This is a genomic window from Glutamicibacter sp. NPDC087583, from assembly GCF_044743685.1.
Taxonomy (GTDB): domain Bacteria; phylum Actinomycetota; class Actinomycetes; order Actinomycetales; family Micrococcaceae; genus Glutamicibacter.
In genome coordinates this window covers 503799-526475 of record NZ_JBIUWY010000002.1, presented here as the reverse complement: position 1 = coordinate 526475, position 22677 = coordinate 503799, and the positions used below count along the sequence as shown (strand labels likewise).

Below are 22677 nucleotides of genomic sequence, written 5' to 3'. Positions count from 1 at the left end.
ATGTGGCCGTCGAGTGTCGGTAGCAGATTATGACGTATGTGGTATCGGGTTCCCTTTCCGGTGCCCAGTAGAAGCGCCTAGGCAACTGTGTGCTTCCCAACATGAATCGCGGACCAGGCGGTTTCCTGGCCAGCCTTGCGTTGGGGAACTTATGACGTCGTCGTAGCCATGCAACTGCCCAGAACCCAACGGGCAAGGAAGCGGCCTGCAGTCCGAGGTGCCTCCAAGGACAAGTGAAGCCCGAGCGGAGGAATTCCTCCGCTCGGGCTGATCGCAGTCTTATCCGTGCTGCCTGCCGCTCTTCTGGATACCAGCGCCCGCGCGATTTCAGACCTTCCTGGCGTGCTGCGCCGGGGGTAGTGCGTTAGTGATTGGCGTTAGGCTTTTCGCCCTTGACCAGGAATGCGAAGACGATGCCGATCGTGGCCAGCGCGGCGCCGACGATGAACGAGATATGCGCGCCGGAGAACAAGGCCTCGGCCAGCTCGGACCCGGCGTCCAGCTGGACCTTTGACAGCAGCGACATCACGGTCACGAAGACCGTGGTGCCGATCGCACCGCCCAGCTGCTGCGCGGTGTTGAAGATTGCTGAACCATGGCCGAACAGGCGCGGATCCACCGAAGCCATCGCGGAGGACATCAGGCCGGTCATCAGCAGCGCCAAGCCGATGGAGAAGACGATGTGGCAGAGCATGAACATCCACAATTCGGTCTGCGCGGTGACGGTCGTGTACATCCACTGACCGGCGGCCAGGAACACGGCGCCGGGGATCAGGACCGGGCGCGGACCGCGCTTGTCGTAGATCCGCCCGAAAATCGGCGAGGCGATGGCCTGTGCCAGCCCGCCGGGAAGCAGCATGATGCCGATCTGCAGCGAGTCGATGCCCTGCCCGGATTCCAGCAGGATCGGCACGATCATCAGCGAACCGAGCAGGGTGCCGAAGGCAATCATGATCATCGCGATCGCGAAGCTGAAGCTGCGCGAGGCAAACGGGGTCAGGTTCAGCAGTTCGCGGCCGCTGGCGGCCAGCTTGACCTGGCGGATGATGAACAGGGCCAGGGCCACCAGGCCGATGGCGAAGCTGGCGATGGTCATCGTGGCGTTATCCGCGGCATGCTCGATGCTGGAAATGCCGTATACCAGGAACCCGAAGGCCAAGGCGGACAGGAGCACCGAAGCGGAATCCACCTTGATCTTGCGTGCGCTGGAAGGGATCTTGAAGAAGATGGCGCCCAGTACCAGGACCGCCACGGCGATCGGCAGCATCAGGATGAAGATGTAGTGCCAGCCCAATGCGTGCACGATGGCCCCCGAAGCGGTAGGCCCGATAGCCGGGCCGACGCCGATGACGATCGAGTTCAGGCCCATGACGGTGCCGCGCTGGTGGACGGGCACCAGCGTCAAGGTGGTGGTCATCAGCAAGGGCAGGACGATGGCCGTGCCGACGGCCTGGATAACGCGTGCCAGCAGCAAGAAGCCGAAGCTCGGCGCCAGCACCGCGATGACGGTGCCGAGGATGAAGCTGATGATGGCGAAGAAGAACAGCGACCGGTGCGCGAAGCGCTGCAGCAGGAAACCGGTGGTGGGGATGACGACCGACAGGGTCAGCAGGAATCCGGTGGTGAGCCACTGGCCGGTGGACGCCGAAATGCCCATGTCCTGCATGATGCCGGGCAGCGCTACCGTGAGCACGGTCTCGTTCAGGATCATCATGAAAGCGGCCAGGGCCAGCGAGGCGATGATGCCTGTCAGGGTTTTGGTGGAGAGTTGCCCGGCGGGCGCCGCGCTTGGCCTGGCGCTGGTTCTAGGGGGATTTGTAGTCACGAAGTCTTCTTCCTGTGGAGTGTCAACCGCTAAATACTGTCACACTCTGCCACTTTTTCGTAAGCGAATCTGTCAGACTGTGACAGGAAACAATTTTGGTGGACGAGGCCTGCGCAGCACAGGCAGTCCGGAGCATCGGAGAGCGCCATGGGGATTCGCGAGGAACGCAAAGAGGCAACGATCCAGTCCATCCGGGCAGCAACCCTGGACCTGGTGGAACTCCATGGCCTGGAATCGGTGACGGTGGGGCAGATCGCTGCCCGGGCCGGCATTTCCGAGCGGACCTTCTTCCGCTACTGCGAATCCAGGGAAGCGGCCATGGTGCCGGCGCAGCATGAATTGATCCAGGCCGTGACCAAATGCCCCATCGCTGACGGCTCCACGAGCGCGCAGATTTTCCGGCTGCTGGCCAACGAATGCCGCCGGATCCTTGTTGCCGAGATCCGCGGCAATGAATACCGCCGCATTTCCCGGTTGATTGCCACGGAGCCGAAGCTGCTATTGGCCATCACCCGGCAAGATCAAGCCTTCTGCGCTGCCACCTCGCAGGAGCTGCTCCGCCGCGGGCTGGTGCCGGCCATGCCCGCCTTGATGATTGGCGAAGCCTTGGCCGCCCTCTGGCGCGTGGCCTGGCAGAGCTTCGGCCAGGCGGAACGCGCCGGGGAGCCTGCAGATCCAGTTGAGCTCTTCGATGAGGCCATGGCGAATCTCGAAGCGCTGGCCGGCGGAAGAGCCGAATAGCGAATAACTCTGTTGAGTTATCGCTGATTAACTTAAATGTGACGAACTGCTTGCAGGCTGTCCAGCCCGGCATTTCGGTGAATAAACGGCGTTGCCGCGCGTATTTCCCGCTGCCGCAAAGTGTGGTGCAGAGCAAAATCAGGTAGATTTGGAACGTTGAGTTCAGGGCGGTAACACCGCTTCCGCACGACGTTCAGGGAGACGCCACACCTATGGCAAAGATTATTTACACCCACACCGACGAAGCGCCTATGCTGGCGACCCACTCGTTCCTGCCAATCGTGGAGGCCTTCGCCTCGACCGCCGGTGTGGAACTTGAGACCCGCGACATCTCGCTGGCTGGTCGCATCATCGCTACCTTCCCGGATTATGTCACCGAAGAGCAGCGCATCGGTGATGCTCTGGCAGAACTTGGCGACCTGGCCAAGACCCCGGATGCAAACATCATCAAGCTGCCGAACATCTCGGCTTCGATCCCGCAGCTGAAGGCTGCCACCGCCGAGCTGCAGGCTGCCGGCTACGCACTGCCTGACTACCCGGATAACCCGACCTCGGATGAAGAGACCGACGTCCGCGCACGCTACGACAAGATCAAGGGTTCGGCTGTGAACCCGGTCCTGCGCGAGGGCAACTCGGACCGCCGTGCACCACTGAGCGTGAAGAACTACGCTCGCAAGTACCCGCACTCCATGGGCGAGTGGGCCGCTGATTCGAAGACCAACGTGGCCACCATGGGCGTTGACGACTTCGCTGCCAACGAGAAGTCCATAGTCATCGACGCGGACAAGAAGATCTCGATCCGCTTCGTCGGCGAAGACGGCGAAGTCAAGGTCCTGAAGAAGCCTTTCGACGTGCTGGCCGGCGAAGTCATCGACGGCACCGTCATGCACGCCGCGGCCCTGTCCGAGTTCCTGAAGAACTCCGTGGCCCGCGCCAAGGAAGAGGGCGTGCTGTTCTCGGCTCACCTGAAGGCCACCATGATGAAGGTCTCCGACCCGATCATCTTCGGCCACGTGGTGAAGGCCTACTTCTCCGAGCTGTTCGAAACCTACGGCGACGAGCTGGCGGCAGCTGGCCTGAACCCGAACAACGGCCTGGCAGCCATCCTCGGCGGCCTGGACGAACTGTCCGACGAGGTGCGCGCCGGCGTGGAGAAGCTGATCGCCAAGGGCCTGGAAGAGGGCCCGGCAGTTGCCATGGTCGATTCCGACAAGGGCATCACCAACCTGCACGTTCCATCGGACGTGATTGTCGACGCTTCGATGCCGGCCATGATCCGCCTGGGCGGCAAGATGTGGGATGCCAAGGGCAACACCGCAGACACCCTGGCCGTTCTCCCGGATTCCTCCTACGCAGGCATCTACCAGGTCGCCATCGACGACTGCCGTGCCAACGGCGCGTTCGACCCGACCACCATGGGCACCGTGCCGAACGTCGGCCTGATGGCGCAGAAGGCCGAGGAATACGGCTCGCACGACAAGACCTTCGAAATCGCTGGCAACGGCCACGTGCAGATCGTCGACGAGAACGATGCAGTGCTCATCGAGCACCAGGTCTTCGCTGGCGACATCTGGCGCGCCTGCCAGACCAAGGATGTAGCCATCCGCGACTGGGTGAAGCTGGCAGTGAACCGCGCCCGCGCCTCCCAGACCCCGGCTGTCTTCTGGCTCGATGAGAACCGCGCCCATGACGCAGTGCTGATCGCCAAGGTCAACGAGTACCTCAAGGAGCACGACACCGAGGGCCTGACCATCGAGATCCTCTCCCCGGTCGAGGCGACCCAGTACTCGATCGACCGCATCCGCAAGGGCGAGGACACCATCTCGGTGACCGGCAACGTGCTGCGCGACTACCTGACCGACCTGTTCCCGATCCTGGAACTGGGCACTTCGGCCAAGATGCTCTCAATCGTTCCGCTGCTGGCTGGCGGCGGCCTGTTCGAGACCGGTGCCGGCGGCTCGGCTCCGAAGCACGTGCAGCAGCTGGTCAACGAGAACCACCTGCGCTGGGATTCGCTGGGCGAGTTCATGGCACTGGGTGCTTCCTTCGAGCACCTGGCAGTGACCACCGGCAACGCCCGCGCCCAGGTGCTGGCCGATACCCTCGACGCTGCAACTGGCACCTTCCTGCTGGAAGACAAGTCGCCTAAGCGCAAGGTTGGCGAGCTGGATAACCGCGGCAGCCACTTCTACCTGGCCAAGTTCTGGGCTGAAGAGCTGTCCAAGCAGGACAAGGACGCAGAACTGGCTGAGGCCTTCTCCGCAGTTGCCAAGGCACTGGGCGAGAATGAAGAAGCCATTGTTGCCGAGCTTGCCGAGGTGCAGGGCAAGGCTGTCGAGCTGGGTGGCTACTACCGCCCAGACGAAGCCAAGACCGCAGCGGCCATGCGCCCAAGCGCAACCCTGAACAAGGCTCTTGAACTGCTGACCAAGTAGTCCTTGCAGCCAATCAGCTGGCCTCAATCCTCAGTGAGGATTGGGGTCAGCTGCTTTAACGCGCGATGAAGCTATGGATGCCGAACATCGGGATTGACTGCATGTGGAGATGCCCCGGGCCGTCAGTTCCTCGTTGGTTGTTCCACTAGCGCGGCAGCAACTGGACAATCATTTTCCGGGTTTCTTGCGATTTTCGCCGTTTATTCCTGAATTCCCTGGCGCTGACAGTGGACAGGTTAATTCCGTTATCAGGAAATTGCCCGGGCCAATAAGGTCGGTGAGTGATTGCATGAATTCTGGCGGCAGGCCAGTATCCATAGGGCAAGTCGGAGTCAATGCGAGCTGGTTACCAAACGGCAAGTAGCAGTCGCTGGTACGGCAGTCAAGAATTCTAATGTAAATCGTTCATTGCATCCGTGTAAAAAGTTTCTAATATTCTCTAAATTTGCTCTTGTCAGAACTATGTCGAGTTAGTGTTATACGTGTCGGAACGAGTCACTCGTACCAACACGAAACATAGATAAGACGAAAATGAATGAGGTAATTTGATGTTGAGCGAACTTCTTGCAGCCTTGGTAGAACTTATCCGCAGCCTGGGTCTCTAAGCTTCAGACCTCGGTAAACTTCAGGCCTCGGTCATTGAACCGATGCCATTGATCGCCACTCGTGAAAATGAGTGGCGATCAATGAATTTAACACGGCAGATAAATGCCTTGCTTGAACGGATATGCCGGATCAGGAGTTTGACTTGCGGGGAGTATTCCTCAGTGAATCCTTTTGGCAAAAGAATCCATTATTCAATATGTTTCGCGCCGCGCGACTACTTGGCCGACCTGTTCCCGATGGTGGAACTTGCCATCTCGGCCAAGATCCTGTCGAGCGATCTGCTGCTGGCTCGCGTCGGCCTGTTCGAGACCGGCGCTGGCTACCAGGCGAGGTAATACGGCGGGTCCATGGAAACCGAAGTCCGCGATATCCTCACCAGGTGCCCCCACCAGAACATTCGGGCCCGGGGCTAAATCGTAGGTGACAGTCGATAGGATCGCCTGACATCTACAAAACAGGCAGGAGGAATCTCAATGCTGGTGCCAGTTCCACGTCCGCAGATGCCCATTGCGCTCGAACCGGATGGAGTGCGGAGATTGGCCGGCGTACAGCGGCAGCCGCAGCCTTCACGGCTGATCGCCGTTCTCGAACGTTCAGCGTTCATTCGAGATGCCCACGGGAAGAAGCAGCAGTACGTTCCATTTGCGGAACGGATTGTCGGGGAAAAGCACCTCGCCCAGCGAAGCACGCACGGTCTCCACTTCGATTTTGCACTGACCTTGTGCGATTTCGTGAACCGTCCATTGCTGACTCTCACGGGTACTGCTGTCAACGGGGAATTGGACCAGGCCATCCTGCAGGCTATCGCGGAGTTCTCCGGTACCTGCAAAATCTCGCAGCCGTCATCGATCGACCTGTTGGTCCCGGACTATGACGACCTCGGAATGGCAGAATTATCGATGAATCCCGTTTTCTGCCTCAATCCGTCGTGGCAATTCGGGCTGGATCTGGGCGTTGCCAACGAGGCCAATAGCCAGGCGCTGGCCCCGCTGGTACAGGACTACACGGCGAACCTTCCAGTCATTGCCTATACAGACGGTTCGGTGCCGCGGAACAGGAAGTTCCGCAGCGCTGGAGCGATGGTGACCTCGCAAGGCCATTGGGCCTGCGCGATTTCGCCGAAGCACTACGTCCAGGACACCTTGCTGGCAGAAACCACAGGCGCCCTGCTGGCGCTGACCCACGCCCCGCTCGATTCGGACCTGACCATTTTCAGCGACAGCCGTGCCCTGGTGAAAGCGGTCAATGATCTTGTGCAAGAACGGCAGCGCACTGTGAAGGTGCATCATGAGCTGCGCGAGAGTCTTGAACTTCGGACCGGGCGCACCCGAGCCCGCTGGGTTCGAGGGCACGATGGAAATCGGCACAACGAAGCGGCCAACCGGATGGCCATCCTGATGTCGCGGCATTTCAGCGCCCGGATCAATCCGCAACTGACACAGTCAATGATGATGAAGATCGTGCTCGAGGAGCTGTCACAGCAGGCTCTCGCGGCATGAAACATGCCGCACCCGGCCGCTAGAGTCCGCGGCCGGCTTCCCAGAGATTGTCCGAGGTGCCGGTTAGCAGCGAATTCAACGAGACGGCTTGGGCATCGGTGAAGGAAGCAATGTAATCGACGATGGCCCGGGCCTGGCCCAGCCGTTGGATCTCTTGCGGGCCGGACTGCGAGAACAGCTCCGGGGTGCTCTCGCGCAGCTGGCGGTATTCCTCGGTGGTAGCTTCCACCGAGTCCAGCAACCGTCGCGGTGCGCGCCCTGCATCCTCCGGATCATTGAGCCAGGTGTTGAAGCCTTCTGCCAGGGAACGGATAATTCGCGTTTGCCCACGCTGGTATACCGCCAGGTCTGAACGGTCCAAGACGAAGCGGGCATGGACGAACTTGAGTACTACGACGTCATGCCATGCTTCATCGCTCAAGCGGATATGGCCGCTGCGCACATTAGGCGTGCGTTCAACGGTGATCGATTCCTGCAACCGGTCAATCCATCGCCGGGTGAAGGCGGTAACCGCACGGTCCGCCTGCAGGCCGCCGTCGTAGGGAACTGCGAGCAAGCCATCGACGAGGTCATGGCCGACCCGTTGCACCGAGGCGCGGAATGCTTCAGGATTGGCAATCCAGGGATCCTTGGCCAGGACATGGCGCCACGTAATTTCCAGCGCATGGCCCGGTTGCCGCTGGTCCAGCTCTGGAGCCTTCAGGGCTTGGAAGCGCACGGACTGATCCAGCCACGCCCGCAGTTCAGCGGAGACGCTGGTGTATTGCAATATGCCAGCTCGATAGAAATCATCGAGGTCATGAACCGCGTAGGCGATATCGTCTGCGATATCCATAACCGAGCTTTCCAGCGTCTGCTGGTATTTTCCGATGCCCGGGAAGACCGACAGGACGTCGTCCATTTCCTCGGCCTCGATATCGTAGGCCGAATACTTCATGGCGCCAGCAGCCGGATTCGCGCCGACGCCGCGGGGGAGCAATTCCGGGGCGACCGGGGCCTGGCTGCGCCATTCATTGCGCGTCCAGGGATATTTGAGCACAGCCGCGCGAACCGCGCGAGTCAGGTTCATGCCGCGCGGTGTGGCATCGCAGCTATCGAGGGCGGTCAGGATCCGGAAGGTCTGTGCATTGCCTTCGAACCCATCAGGAAGCCCCAAGGTATCGCGGGCGACCCGGTCGAGTTCCTGCTCTCCCAGATGCCCGAAGGGCGGGTGGCCCAGATCGTGGGCCGCTGCCGCTGCTTGGACAACTACCGGGTCGCACCCTCCCAAATCGGAGATAAGTCGCCTAGTAGGTTCGTCACTCCTTCTGAGGCTGATTGCAATGGAACGCGCCACCGCGGAGACCTTGAGCGAATGGGTCAACCGGTTATGGACCAGGGTGCCTGAACCCGCCTGGGGAATTACCTGCGTCACCGAGGACAGCCGGGAGAAGTACGGGGAGAAGCGGATGCGCTCAATGTCTACGCGGAACTCATCTTCACCGGTGCGATTCCGTTCGGCGATCGCGCGGTCGCGGCCGCCGGTCTGATGTGTCTGTGCTCTAGTTTCCATCGTATGAACTAGCCTAGGCGATCGAGCAAGAGAAGCCACGCGAATTGGTGTAACTTCGTTTCGGGGCGACGAACGTCCAGTGCCGTGGCAGTCGCGCATGCATGCGCAACTGCCCAACGGTACGGGATCCCTGTTCGCTGTCGCCTAATTGGTGAAGTGCTCGTGAACGCCGACAGCAACCACCAGATCTTGCCAGGACATCCCAGTGCCCTTGAAGATGTTAGGCCGGTCAGGTCATCGACCACGAAGCTACCGGATCCAACCTGCACACCTTGATCACTGATTCCGGGAGGGTCTCGGCGCGACACGTGGTTTTGGCAACGGGGGCCTCAAGCCGTGAAACCGGCAAGGCCTTGGGAGTCAGTGTGCCAGTTGAGCCTGGATACGGCTGGTCGGTGACTCTGGAAGATCAGGACCGCTTGGTTAGCCGTGCCTTGATGGGGATGGAAGATCATGTGGTCATTAGTCCAATGCCTGGACGTGTGCGAATTACCGGTGGAATGCGTTTTGGCGGCATGAGCAATGCAGTGCCAGCGGATTCGGATATTTCAGCCCTGCGCCAGGGCGCGGAAGCATTGCTGCCAGAGCTTAGGCATTTGCCGGAACTTAGCCGTTGGCAGGGCGCTCGGCCGATGACTGCAAGCGGCGTGCCGATCATTGGGCAACGCAAATACGAGAACCTGACAGTAGCCGCGGGGCATGGACCCCTCGGCGTTACCCTGGCTCCGGTTACCGTCGACAAGGTTCATGAAATTGTCGAGCATTCCTTGGCGGCAAGCAGGGCCTAGCCAAGGTTGCGGCGAACAATGTTGTGCGGTGCCGAACCGGTGGATAGCAGCTGAACTTGCTGCGTCGCCAAATCCGACACCAACCGCATGAATTCCGAGGTATCACCAGCCATATGCGGCGTAATGATGCAGTTCGGCGCGGTCCACAAGGGATGGCCCGTGGGCAACGGCTCGGGATCGGTCACATCCAAAGCCGCGCGCAGGCGTCCCGAGCGCAGCTCGTCGAGCAGATCTGCGGTGTTCACAATAGGGCCGCGGCCGACATTCACCAGCAGTGCGCCGTCGCGCATGCGCTGGAGGAATGCTGCATCAATAAGGTCTTGGGTCTGGGGTGTATGCGGCAGAGTGCAGATGACGACATCGGCTTCAGGCAGGAGCTCAGCTGCATCGCGCAGGGCGACGACATTGGTGCCATCATCCAGGATTCGCGGGGAACTGGCGACTCCGGTGATTCTGGCTGGTTTGAAAGCTTTGAGCCGTTCAATAGTGGCTGCGCCAACACCGCCCACTCCGAGCACCACGACATTGGAGCCGAAAAGCGAGGACGTCCACAAGCGAGGCCATTCCTGCTCTTTCTGCGAGGCCATGGCCGCAGGGAGCTCGCGCAATGCGGCCAGTACCAGGGCGAGGCAGTGCTCAGCGGTGGAGTCTTCCACCGCGCCGCGGGAATTCGACAAGACTGCTTCGCCGGGGAGATGCCCCAGCACCCACTCGTAGCCGAGGGATAGCAGATGCACGTGCTTGAGCCCCGGGATTCTGCTGACTCGCGAGCGATGCGCAGGATCCAGCGGCCGCTCGGTAACGAGCACATCAGCTGCTGGAGGCTCGCCATCATTGATATTCCACAAGACGGTTTCGACCCCGGGAATCTGCATGCTGTCGACCAAGCTCTGCCACGGAACTAATACACGCAAACCATGAGTCCAATCGTGAGATGAGATTTTGCCGGGGTTGCCCGGGCGTTGAATTCCACGGTACCAAGGCCCCCGCGAAAATGATCAGTTCCCGAAACCATTTTCCCCAGAGCTCAGCCCTGCGTCTAAACTGGCGATATGACTCAGAGCGTGAAGAAAACCCGGCAGGCCGGACTGGGAATGACTACAGGAGCAATGTTCATTGCCTGGACCTTGGGCCTTGTCGGAGTAATCATGCTGATTCTTGGAGGAGCGACTGCAGCGGCGCTGCTTATTCTCGCGGCAGCGATTCTGCAAGCAGGCGCAATGATCGCCGAAGCGATTTACCGTTCCAAGAGCTAGCGCACAGTAGCGCCGGCCGCGTATTGCTCTACCGGAGCAAGGATCAGCCTTCTGGACCCTGCTCAAGTTCTGCAACGAACCGTGCCAAGCGGGCAGTCCTCGTTTTCTCCGTTCGGGCAATCATCAGCTGATGCAGGATGTGATAGCGCGGTTGGGATTTCAAGGCCGCAAAGTTCTTGGCCGCCACGGCCGAGCGATCCAGCGCTTCTTGCAAATCCGGAGGAACCTGGGCGGTGGCCTGGCCTTGGTAGGCACGCTCCCACCGTCCATCTTCCTTGGCCTTCTGGATTTCCGCGAAGCCCCGTGGCCGCATGCGTCCTTGATCAATCAATTCCTGGGCGAATTCAGTGTTCTTCTGGGACCAGACAGAGTTCTTCCGGCGGGGAGTGTAGCGCTGGAGGAAGGTCGTCTCATCGCGTTTGCGACGGATGGCATCGATCCATCCGCTGCAAAGCGCCTCGGGCAATGCTTGTGCGACAGCGAGCGACGTGGGGGAAGTCGTTCCCTTCTTTGCCACTACCAGCCAAACGCCATCGCTGGTTTCTTCGTGCTCGTCGAGCCACGCGCGCCAAGCGGCGACATCAGGAAGAATCAAAGCATCTTGTGGATCCATGGAATCTATCCTGCACCTCGTTGCCCATAGTTGCTAGAGCTTGGAATCACCGTCGGGATGATGCCTGCCATTGCTTACCCGATGGACGCCGGGCCGTGGCTGGAGACCGTGGAGCAATTTCCTGCTCCGGAACAACATGAAATGACACGCCACGGATCATGGCGAAGAGCGCGGCCAGCCGTCGGAGGGCCAAAGCGATGAGGGCTCGACTACTGCATTTTTCCAGCACCCGTTTTTGCCCCCCCAGTCCTGGTTATCGCCAAGCCCAGCATCAATGCCGGCAGGCTACGTGGAGCTGGCCACCCCATGGCTGTGCGCCAGCGCGACAGCTTGGGCGCGGGAGCTGACGCCCATCTTCTTGAAGAGATTGCGCACGTGGAATTTCACCGTGTTCTCGCTGATCCCCAGCGCTTGCGAAATAGCCCGGTTGCGCTGCCCCGCTGCCAGGAGCTGCAGGACCTCGAATTCCCGGCCGCCCAGGCTCCATTCGGCGATTTCCGCCACGGCCGACGGCGGGGCATCCAGCGGGAGCCGCACCGCGACCTCCGTGCCCCATCCGCCCATGACCTCGATCTCGATCAGTCCGTTCAGCGCCTCCACACGCCGCACGAGGCGGTCCAAGGCCGCCGCGGAGGGATCGATGCCGCCGCGTGCATCGTCGCGGACATTGATCAGCAAATTCTCGCCGTCGCAGTTCCACTGCACCCGGATCCGCTGGATGTCTTCCTGCTCCATCATCGCCAGGGCCAGGCCGCGCACGATGGCCCGGGCGGCATGGGCCACCTCTCCGGGCAGCGCCCTGCCGTTCTTGGGCGGCTCGACGAATTGCAGGTCCACACCGCCCAAATTGGTCAACGGGCGCAGGTCATCGCGCAAGCGGGTGAAAGCCGAAGCGACCGGTTCCTCCACGATGCTATTGGTGCGGTCATCCACGGTCTTGAGCCCAACCAGGATCTTGGCCGCAAGGTCGATGGCGGCAACGCGCGCGGCCGCATCGTCCAATTGCGTGGAGCGCAAGGTCGCCAGCAGGATATCGAGGCTCGTCGCATACTGTTCCACCAGCTCGCCGGTGACCCGGACCCGCTCTGCCGAGACCGCGCGCGATTCGCGCAGATAGGACGGAGGGGCATCGGCCACCTTCTCGCGGATACGGTTGGCGGCCAGATTCCACAGGTATCCGATCATCTCTGGCTGTCCACCGGCGGGGCGGGGCTCGATGAGCACCAGCAGCGCATTGCTGGGCGGGTAGCGCAGGGCGAGGATCTCCCGCGGAGCACCGCCGATCTGGGCACGCTTGCTCCAGCGGTTCTCACCGGGATGGGAACCGCGGATCCGATCCAGTTCCGCAATGCCCACCAGATCCGTGATGCGCTGGTCGCCGGCAAGCTTCCTGGGCCTATCGGTGCACTCCTCGGTGAAAATGGCCAGGGCCGCGCAACGGATTTCCGGAGCCAGAGCATCACGCAGGCGAACGGCGATCTGCGGCAGCGCAGCCGTGGCCAGCAGCGCGATCGATTCGAGCACCCCTGGTGCCGGTTCGGCAGCTTGCAGGCCAGGGACGAAAGAGGAGTCCAGAATGCTCATGCAGGCGAGTGTATCGCAGCTCGGGGGACCAGACACTATCCGAAAGGATAGGTTCAACTGCCTGTAAATGGCGTAGCGGCCACCCCTTTCTGGCCGGAGGATTGACTCATGCCCATCAAAGCCGATCCGGTCAGCCGGGAGGCGCTGTCGAAAGGAATGGCATGAACACCATGGCCGAACCCCTCGCGGAAGCGATATCCCAGCAGGACGTGCTGGACACCATGGACCTGGTCCACTCGGAGATCGAGGCAACCGTGCGGGGCGTGAAGCCGCGGCAGGTCATCGAACTCGCAGCGCAGCTGCGCGCTGCACCGAGGGTGTTCGTGGCCGGTGCCGGGCGCAGCGGGCTGGCCTTGCGCATGGCGGCGATGCGCCTGATGCATCTGGGCCTGGCCGTGCACGTCGCCGGGGATGCCACCACGCCGGCCATCGCCGAGGGGGACCTGCTGCTCGTGGCCTCCGGATCCGGAACCACAGCGGGTGTGGTCCAGAGCGTCCGCACCGCCCAGCGGGTCGGCGCCCGGATCGCGGCCATCACCACCGATCCATCCAGCCCCATCGGGTCGGGCGCCCACGTTCTCGTAGAAGTCCCGGCCGCCGGGAAAACGGAGCACGGATCGTCCATCACCCGCCAATACTCCGGCAGCCTCTTCGAGCAGGCGCTGTTCCTGATCACCGAAATCGTGTTCCACACGCTCTGGAGCGCGGATGACGCCACCGCGCAGCAGCTGTGGCAGCGCCACGCGAATCTGGAGTAGTCCGGCGCCTTGGCGCCAGCATCAATCCACTATCAATAACCCCTGAAAGGGAACATCATGAAAATCCAAGTTGCCATCGATCTGCTCAGCACTGCCGAAGCCCTTGAGCTGGCTGGAAAAGTCGCCCCGTATGTGGACATCATCGAGCTGGGTACCCCGCTGATCAAGGCCGAAGGGCTGTCGGTGATCACGGCAATCAAGCAGGCCCACCCGGACAAGACCGTCTTCGCGGATATGAAGACCATGGATGCCGGGGAACTGGAAGCGGATATTGCTTTCGCTGCTGGCGCGGACCTGGTTTCCATCCTCGGCGCCGCCGACAATTCCACGATTGCCGGCGCGGTCAAGTCCGCCACCGAGCGCGGCAAGGGCATCGTCGTGGATCTGATCGGCATTGCCGACAAGCCAGCCCGGGCCCGCGAAGTTGCCGCGCTGGGCGTCCAGTTTGTCGAATTCCATGCTGGCCTGGACGAGCAGGCGCAGCCAGGCTACAACCTGGATGTCCTGCTGAGCGCTGGCGCGGAATCCCAGGTGCCGTTCTCGGTAGCTGGCGGCGTCAGCATCAGCACGATTGCCGACGTCCAGAAGTCCGGCGCGCAGGTAGCCGTGGCCGGCGGTGCCATCTACTCGGCCGATGACCCGGCGCAGGCAGCCAAGCAACTGCAGGCCGCGCTGGTCTAGACGCAGTTCCCCGTGGGGTTGTGAATATAATCTGACGGAACAGGGCCACCAATCCTAGTGCGGGGTCGACGATGCTCATGGTGGTGAGGCCAGGCGCCGTAGCTCCGTGGGACATGAAGACCCCGTGCACGATGGTGAATGGGGTAACCCACGATGGTGAATGGGGTAACCAGGATCCTGCCGGAGGTCTTCTTCATTCTCTAGTGTTCACAATGTCCCGGGGAACTACAGTTAGCAGGACCTTGGCCAACGACTGCTCATACAGTTCTGGGAAAGCCTGGCTCCAGGCTTTGACTCTGCCGGTCAGAACCATTGGCGACCCCACCGAGAGTAGCCAATAATCGACATCGTGCACATTGAGATGGGGGCGCTAGAGCGCTCCAGAGGCCGGGACAATATTCCGGCCCTGGAGTGCAGGAAAGGGTTCAGGAGACTAGTAGAGCTTGTTGGCTCCACCATCTGCCATGAGAGTTTGGCCGGTGACGTACTTGGCGTCGTCCGAGAGCAGGAAAGCGACAACCGGTGCGACATCGGATTCCGGATCACCGAAGCGGCCCAGCGGAACCTTGGTCAGCGACTGCTCGTACAGGTCTGGGAAGGCCTGGCTCCAGGCCTTGACGCCGTCGGTCAGCGCCATGGGGAGACCGCGTTGACGCGGATGTTGTTGGCCGCCCATTCGTTGGCGGTCACGCGGGACAGGCCGCGGATGGCTTCCTTGGCCGAAGCGTAGGCGGCCTGGGTCGGCTGGCCGACCATGGCCGAGCCGGAGCCGAAGTTAACAATCGAGCCGCCGTTGTCCTTCAGATGCGGGTAGGCAGCGAGCATGAACTGGCGGGTGGCCAGGAAACCGGTCTTGAAGGACAGCTCCCAGGCAGTCTGGTCCAGATCGGTGAACGGTGCCTGGCGCGAAGCGTGGGCGTTGTTTACCAAGCCGTCCAGCCCGCCGAAGTTCTCCACGGCTGCGGCAACAGCTGTATCTGCGGTTTCCTGCTTGCTGACATCGCCTTCGATGAAGATAACCGAGTCGCGGAGTTCTTCCGCCAGGACGGTTCCGGCCTCGGTATTCAGATCCACTGCCACGACCTTGGCACCGCGGAGGGCCAGGACGCGCGAGATCGCTCCGCCAATGCCGGATGCGCCACCGGTGACAACGACGACCTTGTTCTCAAGCTGCATGAATTTCTCCCTGAGACGGTACCGGAACCGCCACGTTCCAGGCGCCGATTTTCCGACGTCATTCCGGAGTCTACCCGAGCGCGAAACGTTGGGGGAGTGCAGTCCCAGTGGGAGATTATCCGAAATTGACTAGCGGAAATGGTACTCACCTGTTGCCGGATTATCCAGCTTCCTCGTTCAACCGGGCGATGAAACGGGCAATGCGGGCAGCTCTGGTTTTCTCCGTCTTGGCGATCATCCACTGGTGCAGAATGTGATAGCGCGGCTGGGACTTCAATGCCTCAAAAGCAGCCTTCGCCGCCGGCTCGGCATCCAGCGCGCGCTGCAGATCCTCGGGGACGTGGGCATTCGCCTGTCCCTGGTAGGCACGGTCCCATCGGCCATCGACTTTGGCCTTGTCGATCTCAGCCTGCCCGCGCGGGCGCATCCTGCCCTGGGCGATCAGCTCCTGCACGTACTGGGTGTTCTTCTCGGACCAGACCGATGCTTTGCGCCGGGGTGTGTAGCGCTGCAGGAACGTCTTCTCGTCATTGCTGCGCCGCTGGCCATCGATCCACCCGCTGCATAAGGCTTCCTGCAACGCATCGGCAACCAGCAATGAGGTCGGTTCGGTGGTGCCTTTCTTGGCTACGAGCAGCCACACGCCATCGCTAGTTTCTTCGTTTTCATCCAGCCAAGCCCGCCATGCGTCGACGTCCTTGCGGATCAGCGGGTTGTCATACTCCATGGCAACCATTGTGCTGGCCATGGGCGCTGAGCGCGAGGAGGAGTTGAGTTACTGCTGACAAACCTTCACAGTGAGCGACCGCTTCAGGGTGCGCTTCAACGGCACCTCATCCCATGTCGCACACCGTCGAGTTCGCAGCGGACATCTGCTCGGCAGGTGCAGAACAATCCGTTCAGGATGCTGACTTTGCACTTGCCGGAACCGCCGCAGCAGTCGCGTCAGACTAGCAGCTGGCTGCGCACATGGGATTCAGCGCGTCGGTGTTCCAGAGTCCGCGAAACCCGAATAGTCGTTAATCACCGACCCCGGCATTTATGCGAAAGCTGAGCCGGCTGTGTCAAGGTGTATCAGCGATTGCCAGGGAAGCGGTTCTCGCTGAAACCACCTCGGGAGGGTAGATCACTGAGGGCGAACTGCAACAGCGACTCCATAGTTCTCTCGGTCCGGGTTTCGCCTGAGTGTCGTTCGTGACCGACTCATTTTCGGGTCGAGCCCTGTCTTGGAATGCTCGTCTTCGCATGACATGAAGTTTGTGGACGAATGTTTCATGATGGTGTTTTGGCGGCGACGGCATGATTCGGAAACTCGTAAGAGTACGGTTCTGGGCACCATGCACCGCTCGGACGCGGTAGCGAGTATACATCTCAGAGATACCTATTGCCGCGATTGGGTAATCGCTCGAATACACGGCTGACAATACTGTGATGGGGTTGCCCATGGGCAGGACCATGGTCATGGAATCCCCGGTTCGTAGCGGCCCATGGGTAACGATAGGTGACCTCGCAGAAGAAGAAGTTATGGCACGGGAGCATTGGTATATTCATTTCTGTTTTCCGCCGACCATAGGAAACCTGCACCCGATGGAATTTTACGAACGCTATTATGGCGAAAACACTAGTGCATTAGCTGATGTTGTCGCGAGTAATTAGAGACAGGACCTCCTGGTCTCCTTTTGGTAATTTGTAATTATTTCCAGCATGAATTGGCGACACCATATCTCCCATTTCACTCGTATTCGGATAGGTAAGCTACAAACGCCGTCATAGAGCAGCATGACAACACACGAGAAATGTCTGAAAAAGTTGGACTATTCGAATACCGCTAGTCATGCGTCCATGGTTATGTTGGAATCCGTACTAATGTAGGGGAAAGTGCGTGGTAACAGCTACCGCGTGTTTCGTGATTCGGGGGAACTATGGACGCGTTCGGTATCCGGAACAAGATGATTGACGGTTACCGCTCATTCAGCGAAGGGTTCGTGGATATCCAGGACCGCCGAATTGCCGAGAAGGTCGAGGAAGAAAGTAGCCAAGGACGCCAATGGCCGGACCCGTGGCTTTCACTCAACCCCTCTTTCAAGTCGGGCGGATCGATTGACGAACTCGTCGGCCGAGGCTTACTGCATGAAGAATGCCGCCGTGTTTTTCGTGTCAAGAATTCACGGGACGATTACGGATCCCGTGATCTCACGTTGCATCAGCACCAGACCGATGCAGTAAAGATTGCCAGTTCACGCCAGTCCTATGTCCTGACCACTGGAACGGGCTCAGGCAAGTCACTGTCCTACATTATCCCGATTGTCGATCATGTCCTCCGCAACGGTAGCGGTAGGGGCGTGCAAGCGATCATTGTCTACCCCATGAATGCTTTGGCGAACAGCCAGCGTGAAGAACTGGAAAAGTTCCTCCTAAATGGCTATGACGGTAAGCCTCCTGTGACGTTCCAGCGTTACACGGGGCAAGAGGATGCTGAAACCCGACAGGAAATCCTCAAGAACCCACCGGATATTCTGTTGACCAACTACGTGATGCTCGAATATGTTCTGACTCGGCCGGACGAACGAAGTTCACTCATCAGCGCAGCTAAGGGACTTCGCTTCCTCGTCCTCGACGAGTTGCACACGTACCGCGGCCGTCAGGGCGCCGACGTGTCAATGCTGGTACGCCGACTACGTGACGCCTGCGACGCTCAAGAAACGCTTCAGTGCGTGGGAACATCTGCAACGATGTCCTCCGAAGGTACGACTCTGGATCAGCGAAACGACGTTGGCCGGGTGGCTTCCCGCATCTTTGGCACCTCCGTGCCCGGCGAAAACGTAGTAATGGAGTCGTTGATGCGTGTTACTAATGACCGCACGCCAACGGACTCTTCACTGGCCTACGCAGTGAACGAAAGATCCGATGCTGAATTCTCAATTGCTTCACTTGCTGCTGACTACGCCGCTTTACAGAACGATCCGTTGGCATCGTGGATTGAGGATGAGTTTGGGCTCCATATCGAATCAGAAACCGGCAGACTCGTCCGAGCAGTACCCCAGACTGTAGATAAAGCAGCTGCAAAGCTGGCGCTTGATATCGGCGCGGAAACCTCCGACTGCGCAAGAGCGATTCGAGCTACGCTGCTAGCTGGCTCGCAGTCGAAGCATCCGGAAACGCAACGTCCTTTGTTTGCTTTCCGTCTACATCAGTTCGTTTCCAAGGGTGGCTCTGTATTTGTCACCGCTGAAGACAAAGAAACTCGCGCCATCGAAACGAATTTCCAAGTTACGGTGGACCATGAACGCCGACTTTACCCGTTAGCTTTCTGCCGTGAATGCGGGCAGGAGTATCTCATGGTGACGAAACCGGAAACCGCCTCAGGCACCACCTTCTTGGCCCGACACGAGCTGCGCATTCAAAAAGACAACCCAGAAGGGCAAGACGGCTATCTCTATATCTCAACTGACGCTGAATGGCCGAAGGACCCGATGGCCGAGGACCGGCTCCCGAGCTCGTGGAGGATAGATTCACCGAGCGGTCCGCGTGTAGTTGAAACGAAACGAGATCGAGTCCCCGAACGGTACTCTGTGCTGCCTAACGGCAGCGCCATCCCCGAGGACGTGCAAGTATTGGAAGGCGGCCAGCTCGCGGCTTGGATTCCAGGTTCACTCGGCTTCTGTCTTGGTTGCCGCGTGACATACGAGGCAATTCGCAGCGGAGAATACAGCAAGCTCGTAACGCTCGATCAAGAAGGCCGTTCGAGCGCTATCACCGTGATAGCAACACGGCTGGTCCAGCTGCTCAAGTCTGATGCTGGCCAAGACCTTAGCGCGGACGCCAAAAAACTATTGACGTTCGTGGACAACCGGCAGGACGCAGCGCTCCAATCCGGTCATCTCAACGATTTCGTCCAGGTAGCTCAGCTCAGGGCGGCGCTGGTGCGAGCATTGCAACAGGCATCAGATGAGGAGCTGCCAGCCATTGAGCTTGGGGAGGCGCTGGTAAACGGCTTGAACCTCTCATTAAGCGAATACGGCAAGGTGGAGGATCCCTTAGACCCCCGCCCTGCGAAACGCGCCTTGCATCAAGTACTGACCTATCGGGCATTGCGGGACCTGCAACGTGGTTGGCGGATCACCCTGCCAAACCTCGAACAGACGGGCTTGATGGTAGTCGACTACCCTCATGCAAAGCTGCTGGCCGTGCAGGAACACCGCTGGGCAGATGCTCACTACCTTCTTCGTGACGCAGAGCCGGCACAACGCGAAGAGATCATCCGTGTGCTTCTTGACGAATTTCGCCGCGTCCTCGCCATCGAGGCCGACGAATTCACACAAGAATGGCTCGACAAGCTGCGGGTACAGAGCACAGAACATCTCAAGGGTGTCTGGGCTGTCAATGACCGTGAACGTGCGCCGGAGACAGGATTGGCGGTCCCCGAGTCCATGCGCGAGGGACAAAAGGGCCGCAATCTGCTAATGATTACTGGCAAGAGCGGTTTCGGCCGCTGGCTTCGCCGACCGGAACGATTCGGAAGGCCTTTGGCTCCGAGCGAAGCCAATGAAGTCATTGAGGACCTCGTCTTCCTTCTAGCAAAGCATGGCCTCATCAGCTATGTCCCGGGAAAGCGACAGCAGGGGTACCAGCTCAAGCTCTCGGCGATGGTTCTACGAGCTGGTGATGGAATGGCGGGGGCAGCTGATCCCATCCGCCGTAGCTACCACGCTGATCGCAAGCCACGCGTTGTGAAGTTCTTCCGCGATCTCTATGCTGAACAGGCTTCAGGACTCGCTGGGTTGCGGGCCGCCGAACATACGGCTCAGGTCCCTGGCCCGATTCGAGAAGCTCGCGAGAAGGAATTTGGGAATGCGGAACTTCCGCTTCTTTTCTGTTCACCGACCATGGAACTCGGCGTCGACATCAAGTCGCTCAACGCCGTCGCTATGCGGAATGTCCCGCCGACGCCTGCTAACTACGCGCAACGTAGCGGCCGCGCCGGGCGTTCTGGCCAACCCGCACTGGTCGTGACCTATTGTGCGTCCGGAAATGCTCACGATTCATATTATTTCGATCGGTCCGAGCTGATGGTATCGGGACAAGTCCAGCCGCCAAGACTGGACTTCGCAAATGAAGACCTGGTCAAGTCTCATGTGCACGCAGTTTGGCTAGCGGAGGCTCTATCGCTCGCGGGCGACGGTCTGGGATCTAAGATGTCTAGCGTGCTCGATCTCAGCACGGCCGGTTATCCCATTAAGCAAGGGACAGCGGCAGCCCTCCGCGACGTACGGGCGGCTCGGGCTGCAAAGGTGCGAGCAGCTAGCTTGGTTTCCGCTATCGCCGATGAACTGACATCCACAATTTGGTGGGATCAAGGGTGGGCTGACCGAGTTATTGACAATGCGTTCACCCACTTTGACCGTGCATGCGCACGCTGGCGCGATCTGTACCGCAATGCCACGGTGGAGCGCGAACAGGCGTTCCGTGCTGCCAATGATGCGTCAGCAACGAAGAAAGATCGGGACGCCGCTAACCGGCGATCCAATGAGGCTTATCAACGTATCCAGATCCTGCTCAACGACACCAACGGCTATGGACAGTCTGATTTCTACACTTACCGATACTTTGCTTCAGAAGGGTTCCTACCAGGGTATTCTTTCCCGCGTCTGCCTCTTGCTGCATTCATTCCGGGACAGTCAACTCGCCGGGATGACAGCAATAGCACGTGGTTGCAGCGTTCCCGTTTCCTGGCCATTAGCGAATTCGGTCCACAGTCATTTATCTACCATGAAGGTTCCCGCTACCAAGTGACCAAGGTCAGCCTGCCACGTGGGGGTGACGGGGACGACGGCGGCGAAGTCGCCATGTCCGAAGCACGCATCTGCCCTGCCTGTGGTTACTTGCATGAGCGGGCAGTCGGGCTGGAGGTTTGCGAACAGTGCGGCGCGGATCTCGAACACACCTGGAAGAATATGATGCAGCTCCAATCTGTCATCACTGTCCGGCGAGAACGCATCAGTGCCGACGAGGAAGAACGTAACCGGCAGGGATTCGAGTTGAAGACCAGCTATCGATTCGCTGGGTCAATCATGCAGCCTCGGAGCTCGGAAGCAGCGGTCTCGGTAGACGGCTCGGTGATTGCCGATATTGTTTACGGCGACGGCGCCACTGTCAGGGTGACCAACATTGGCCGTGTCAACCGCAAGAACAAGGACGAGTACGGCTACTGGCTGGATCTCGTTAGTGGTCAATGGTTGAGTGAGGCCAAGGCCAACGCTGCGGATGACGAAGAGGCGGATCCCGAGGCACTGACCGTGGAACAGTCCAAGCGTAAAGACAGGGTTATCCCGTACGTGGAAGATCACCGGAACATTGCGATTTTCCGTTGGGCGGAGCATCTCGATGAGGCGCAAGCGACGACTGCGCAGTACGCTATCGAACGTGGTATCGAGGCGGTCTTCCAACTCGAGGATTCAGAGCTGACATCTGAGTTGCTGCCAGATAACGACGAGCGGGGCCGCATCTTGCTCGTCGAAGCTGCTGAAGGTGGTGCCGGTGTACTTCGCCGGCTTCAAGCTGAGCCTGACGCCTTGGCAAAGGTGGCGGCTAAGGCCCTCGACATCTTGCATGTCGACCCTGCCACCGGCCAGGACAAAGATCAGGCGTGCGTCCGCGGCTGCTACCGATGCTTGCTTTCCTACGGAAACCAGCGGGCCCATGAGAAAATCGACAGGAGAACAGTACGCGACCTGTTGCTGGAACTTTGCCGTTCCACAACCACTCCGCCGGCACCTGCAAAACAGCCTGCTGGGACAACCAGCGTCCCGGGGGCTCACCGATATGTAGGGGGACTGCCGGGGGATGACGCACCTGGACCGCATCACCGGATCACTGCGCTCGGCGATTATCTGCAAACCCACGGTTTGCGAGGCCTGGACCGGATCAACGTTGAGATTTCTGGCCACCTGTTGCACGGAACCGTGGAACAGAACGGGGCGCTACCAACCGCGATACTTGTCGATGAAGACGGCCAGGGAGCTTTGCGGGCCATGGACCTGGCCTACGAGAACTGGCAAACCCTGATACTCGACGATGCTCAAAGCATCGAGGAATTTGTACAACAGAACAGCGAAACGTTCGGAGAAGTGAAGTGACTACACCTGTCCAAGAGACCTTTGCCG

The 22677-nt window shown here is 59.9% G+C and carries 18 protein-coding genes; 10 read left to right on the top strand and 8 right to left on the bottom strand.

Translation table 11 applies throughout. The features are described 5' to 3' along the window. Positions 1-364 precede the first annotated feature (364 nt). A complete protein-coding gene (locus tag ACIOU9_RS08585; protein WP_402696584.1) occupies positions 365-1825 on the bottom strand; it encodes an MDR family MFS transporter in 1461 nt (486 codons plus the stop codon). 147 nt (positions 1826-1972) lie between these two features. Here ACIOU9_RS08585 and ACIOU9_RS08580 point away from each other — a divergent pair, with 147 nt between their 5' ends. The 4 genes from ACIOU9_RS08580 to ACIOU9_RS08565 all read left to right on the top strand — a co-directional run bounded on the left by ACIOU9_RS08580 (position 1973) and on the right by ACIOU9_RS08565 (position 7106). After that, on the top strand, positions 1973-2566 hold the full coding sequence (locus ACIOU9_RS08580) for a TetR/AcrR family transcriptional regulator (RefSeq protein ID WP_402696583.1): 594 nt from the start codon (positions 1973-1975) through the stop codon (positions 2564-2566). Positions 2567-2778: 212 nt separating this feature from the next. Beyond that, positions 2779-5001, top strand: a complete 2223-nt coding sequence (locus ACIOU9_RS08575; protein ID WP_402696581.1) for an NADP-dependent isocitrate dehydrogenase — start codon at positions 2779-2781, stop codon at positions 4999-5001. Between the two features lie 767 nt (positions 5002-5768). After that, positions 5769-5942, top strand: coding sequence for an NADP-dependent isocitrate dehydrogenase (locus tag ACIOU9_RS08570; protein WP_402696579.1), 174 nt, complete (start codon positions 5769-5771; stop codon positions 5940-5942). A 138-nt stretch (positions 5943-6080) separates the two neighbouring features. After that, positions 6081-7106 carry an RNase H family protein gene (locus tag ACIOU9_RS08565; protein WP_402696577.1) on the top strand — a complete coding sequence of 342 codons (1026 nt, stop codon included), beginning with the start codon at positions 6081-6083 and terminating at the stop codon, positions 7104-7106. A gap of 19 nt (positions 7107-7125) precedes the next feature. Here the strand turns inward: ACIOU9_RS08565 and ACIOU9_RS08560 are convergent, their stop codons facing one another. Continuing rightward, positions 7126-8658 carry a deoxyguanosinetriphosphate triphosphohydrolase family protein gene (locus ACIOU9_RS08560; RefSeq protein WP_402696575.1) on the bottom strand — a complete coding sequence of 511 codons (1533 nt, stop codon included), beginning with the start codon at positions 8656-8658 and terminating at the stop codon, positions 7126-7128. A gap of 236 nt (positions 8659-8894) precedes the next feature. Between ACIOU9_RS08560 and ACIOU9_RS08555 the strand changes: the two genes are divergently transcribed. Then, positions 8895-9446: an NAD(P)/FAD-dependent oxidoreductase gene (locus ACIOU9_RS08555; protein WP_402696665.1), complete on the top strand. Its 552-nt coding sequence runs from the start codon at positions 8895-8897 to the stop codon at positions 9444-9446. Here ACIOU9_RS08555 and ACIOU9_RS08550 read toward each other — a convergent pair. After that, positions 9443-10360, bottom strand: a complete 918-nt coding sequence (locus ACIOU9_RS08550; RefSeq protein WP_402696573.1) for an NAD(P)-dependent oxidoreductase — start codon at positions 10358-10360, stop codon at positions 9443-9445. The two genes, ACIOU9_RS08555 and ACIOU9_RS08550, sit on opposite strands and share 4 nt — an antisense overlap. Positions 10361-10498: 138 nt before the next feature. On the opposite strand from ACIOU9_RS08550, the gene ACIOU9_RS08545 reads away from it, so the two are divergent. Beyond that, positions 10499-10702, top strand: coding sequence for a hypothetical protein (locus tag ACIOU9_RS08545; RefSeq protein WP_402696572.1), 204 nt, complete (start codon positions 10499-10501; stop codon positions 10700-10702). Between the two features lie 43 nt (positions 10703-10745). Here the strand turns inward: ACIOU9_RS08545 and ACIOU9_RS08540 are convergent, their stop codons facing one another. Further along, positions 10746-11315: a YdeI family protein gene (locus tag ACIOU9_RS08540; RefSeq protein WP_402696571.1), complete on the bottom strand. Its 570-nt coding sequence runs from the start codon at positions 11313-11315 to the stop codon at positions 10746-10748. Between the two features lie 285 nt (positions 11316-11600). Continuing rightward, a complete protein-coding gene (locus tag ACIOU9_RS08535) occupies positions 11601-12899 on the bottom strand; it encodes a LuxR C-terminal-related transcriptional regulator (protein ID WP_402696570.1) in 1299 nt (432 codons plus the stop codon). A gap of 161 nt (positions 12900-13060) precedes the next feature. On the opposite strand from ACIOU9_RS08535, the gene hxlB reads away from it, so the two are divergent. Next, on the top strand, positions 13061-13657 hold the full coding sequence (gene hxlB / locus ACIOU9_RS08530) for a 6-phospho-3-hexuloisomerase (RefSeq protein WP_402696568.1): 597 nt from the start codon (positions 13061-13063) through the stop codon (positions 13655-13657). 57 nt (positions 13658-13714) lie between these two features. Continuing rightward, the gene (gene hxlA / locus ACIOU9_RS08525; RefSeq protein ID WP_402696567.1) at positions 13715-14338 is read left to right on the top strand and encodes a 3-hexulose-6-phosphate synthase; all 624 of its coding nucleotides are present in this window, start codon (positions 13715-13717) and stop codon (positions 14336-14338) included. Positions 14339-14771: 433 nt separating this feature from the next. Here the strand turns inward: hxlA and ACIOU9_RS08520 are convergent, their stop codons facing one another. The 3 genes from ACIOU9_RS08520 to ACIOU9_RS08510 all read right to left on the bottom strand — a co-directional run bounded on the left by ACIOU9_RS08520 (position 14772) and on the right by ACIOU9_RS08510 (position 16241). Beyond that, complete coding sequence (locus ACIOU9_RS08520; RefSeq protein ID WP_402696566.1) at positions 14772-14975, bottom strand: SDR family oxidoreductase; 204 nt, start codon at positions 14973-14975, stop codon at positions 14772-14774. Continuing rightward, positions 14966-15514 (bottom strand): SDR family NAD(P)-dependent oxidoreductase, encoded by a 549-nt coding sequence (locus ACIOU9_RS08515; protein ID WP_402696564.1) that lies wholly within the window; start codon positions 15512-15514, stop codon positions 14966-14968. Before ACIOU9_RS08515 ends, ACIOU9_RS08520 begins: the two co-directional genes overlap by 10 nt. Positions 15515-15674: 160 nt before the next feature. Then, positions 15675-16241 (bottom strand): YdeI family protein, encoded by a 567-nt coding sequence (locus ACIOU9_RS08510; RefSeq protein ID WP_402696563.1) that lies wholly within the window; start codon positions 16239-16241, stop codon positions 15675-15677. A gap of 734 nt (positions 16242-16975) precedes the next feature. Here ACIOU9_RS08510 and ACIOU9_RS08505 point away from each other — a divergent pair. After that, positions 16976-17170: a hypothetical protein gene (locus tag ACIOU9_RS08505; protein WP_402696562.1), complete on the top strand. Its 195-nt coding sequence runs from the start codon at positions 16976-16978 to the stop codon at positions 17168-17170. A 266-nt stretch (positions 17171-17436) separates the two neighbouring features. Beyond that, positions 17437-22650 carry a DEAD/DEAH box helicase gene (locus tag ACIOU9_RS08500; protein ID WP_402696561.1) on the top strand — a complete coding sequence of 1738 codons (5214 nt, stop codon included), beginning with the start codon at positions 17437-17439 and terminating at the stop codon, positions 22648-22650. Positions 22651-22677: the final 27 nt, after the last annotated feature.

Bases quoted from the DNA above. Each gene is read 5' to 3' on its own strand.
- ACIOU9_RS08580 (WP_402696583.1), top strand. From the start codon at position 1,973: ATGGGGATTCGCGAGGAACGCAAAGAGGCAACGATCCAGTCCATCCGG.
- ACIOU9_RS08575 (WP_402696581.1), top strand. From the start codon at position 2,779: ATGGCAAAGATTATTTACACCCACACCGACGAAGCGCCTATGCTGGCG.
- ACIOU9_RS08565 (WP_402696577.1), top strand. From the start codon at position 6,081: ATGCTGGTGCCAGTTCCACGTCCGCAGATGCCCATTGCGCTCGAACCG.
- ACIOU9_RS08560 (WP_402696575.1), bottom strand. From the start codon at position 8,658: ATGGAAACTAGAGCACAGACACATCAGACCGGCGGCCGCGACCGCGCG.
- ACIOU9_RS08545 (WP_402696572.1), top strand. From the start codon at position 10,499: ATGACTCAGAGCGTGAAGAAAACCCGGCAGGCCGGACTGGGAATGACT.
- ACIOU9_RS08540 (WP_402696571.1), bottom strand. From the start codon at position 11,315: ATGGATCCACAAGATGCTTTGATTCTTCCTGATGTCGCCGCTTGGCGC.
- ACIOU9_RS08535 (WP_402696570.1), bottom strand. From the start codon at position 12,899: ATGAGCATTCTGGACTCCTCTTTCGTCCCTGGCCTGCAAGCTGCCGAA.
- hxlB (WP_402696568.1), top strand. From the start codon at position 13,061: ATGAACACCATGGCCGAACCCCTCGCGGAAGCGATATCCCAGCAGGAC.
- hxlA (WP_402696567.1), top strand. From the start codon at position 13,715: ATGAAAATCCAAGTTGCCATCGATCTGCTCAGCACTGCCGAAGCCCTT.
- ACIOU9_RS08520 (WP_402696566.1), bottom strand. From the start codon at position 14,975: ATGGCGCTGACCGACGGCGTCAAGGCCTGGAGCCAGGCCTTCCCAGAC.
- ACIOU9_RS08515 (WP_402696564.1), bottom strand. From the start codon at position 15,514: ATGCAGCTTGAGAACAAGGTCGTCGTTGTCACCGGTGGCGCATCCGGC.
- ACIOU9_RS08510 (WP_402696563.1), bottom strand. From the start codon at position 16,241: ATGGAGTATGACAACCCGCTGATCCGCAAGGACGTCGACGCATGGCGG.
- ACIOU9_RS08505 (WP_402696562.1), top strand. From the start codon at position 16,976: ATGGAATCCCCGGTTCGTAGCGGCCCATGGGTAACGATAGGTGACCTC.
- ACIOU9_RS08500 (WP_402696561.1), top strand. From the start codon at position 17,437: ATGGACGCGTTCGGTATCCGGAACAAGATGATTGACGGTTACCGCTCA.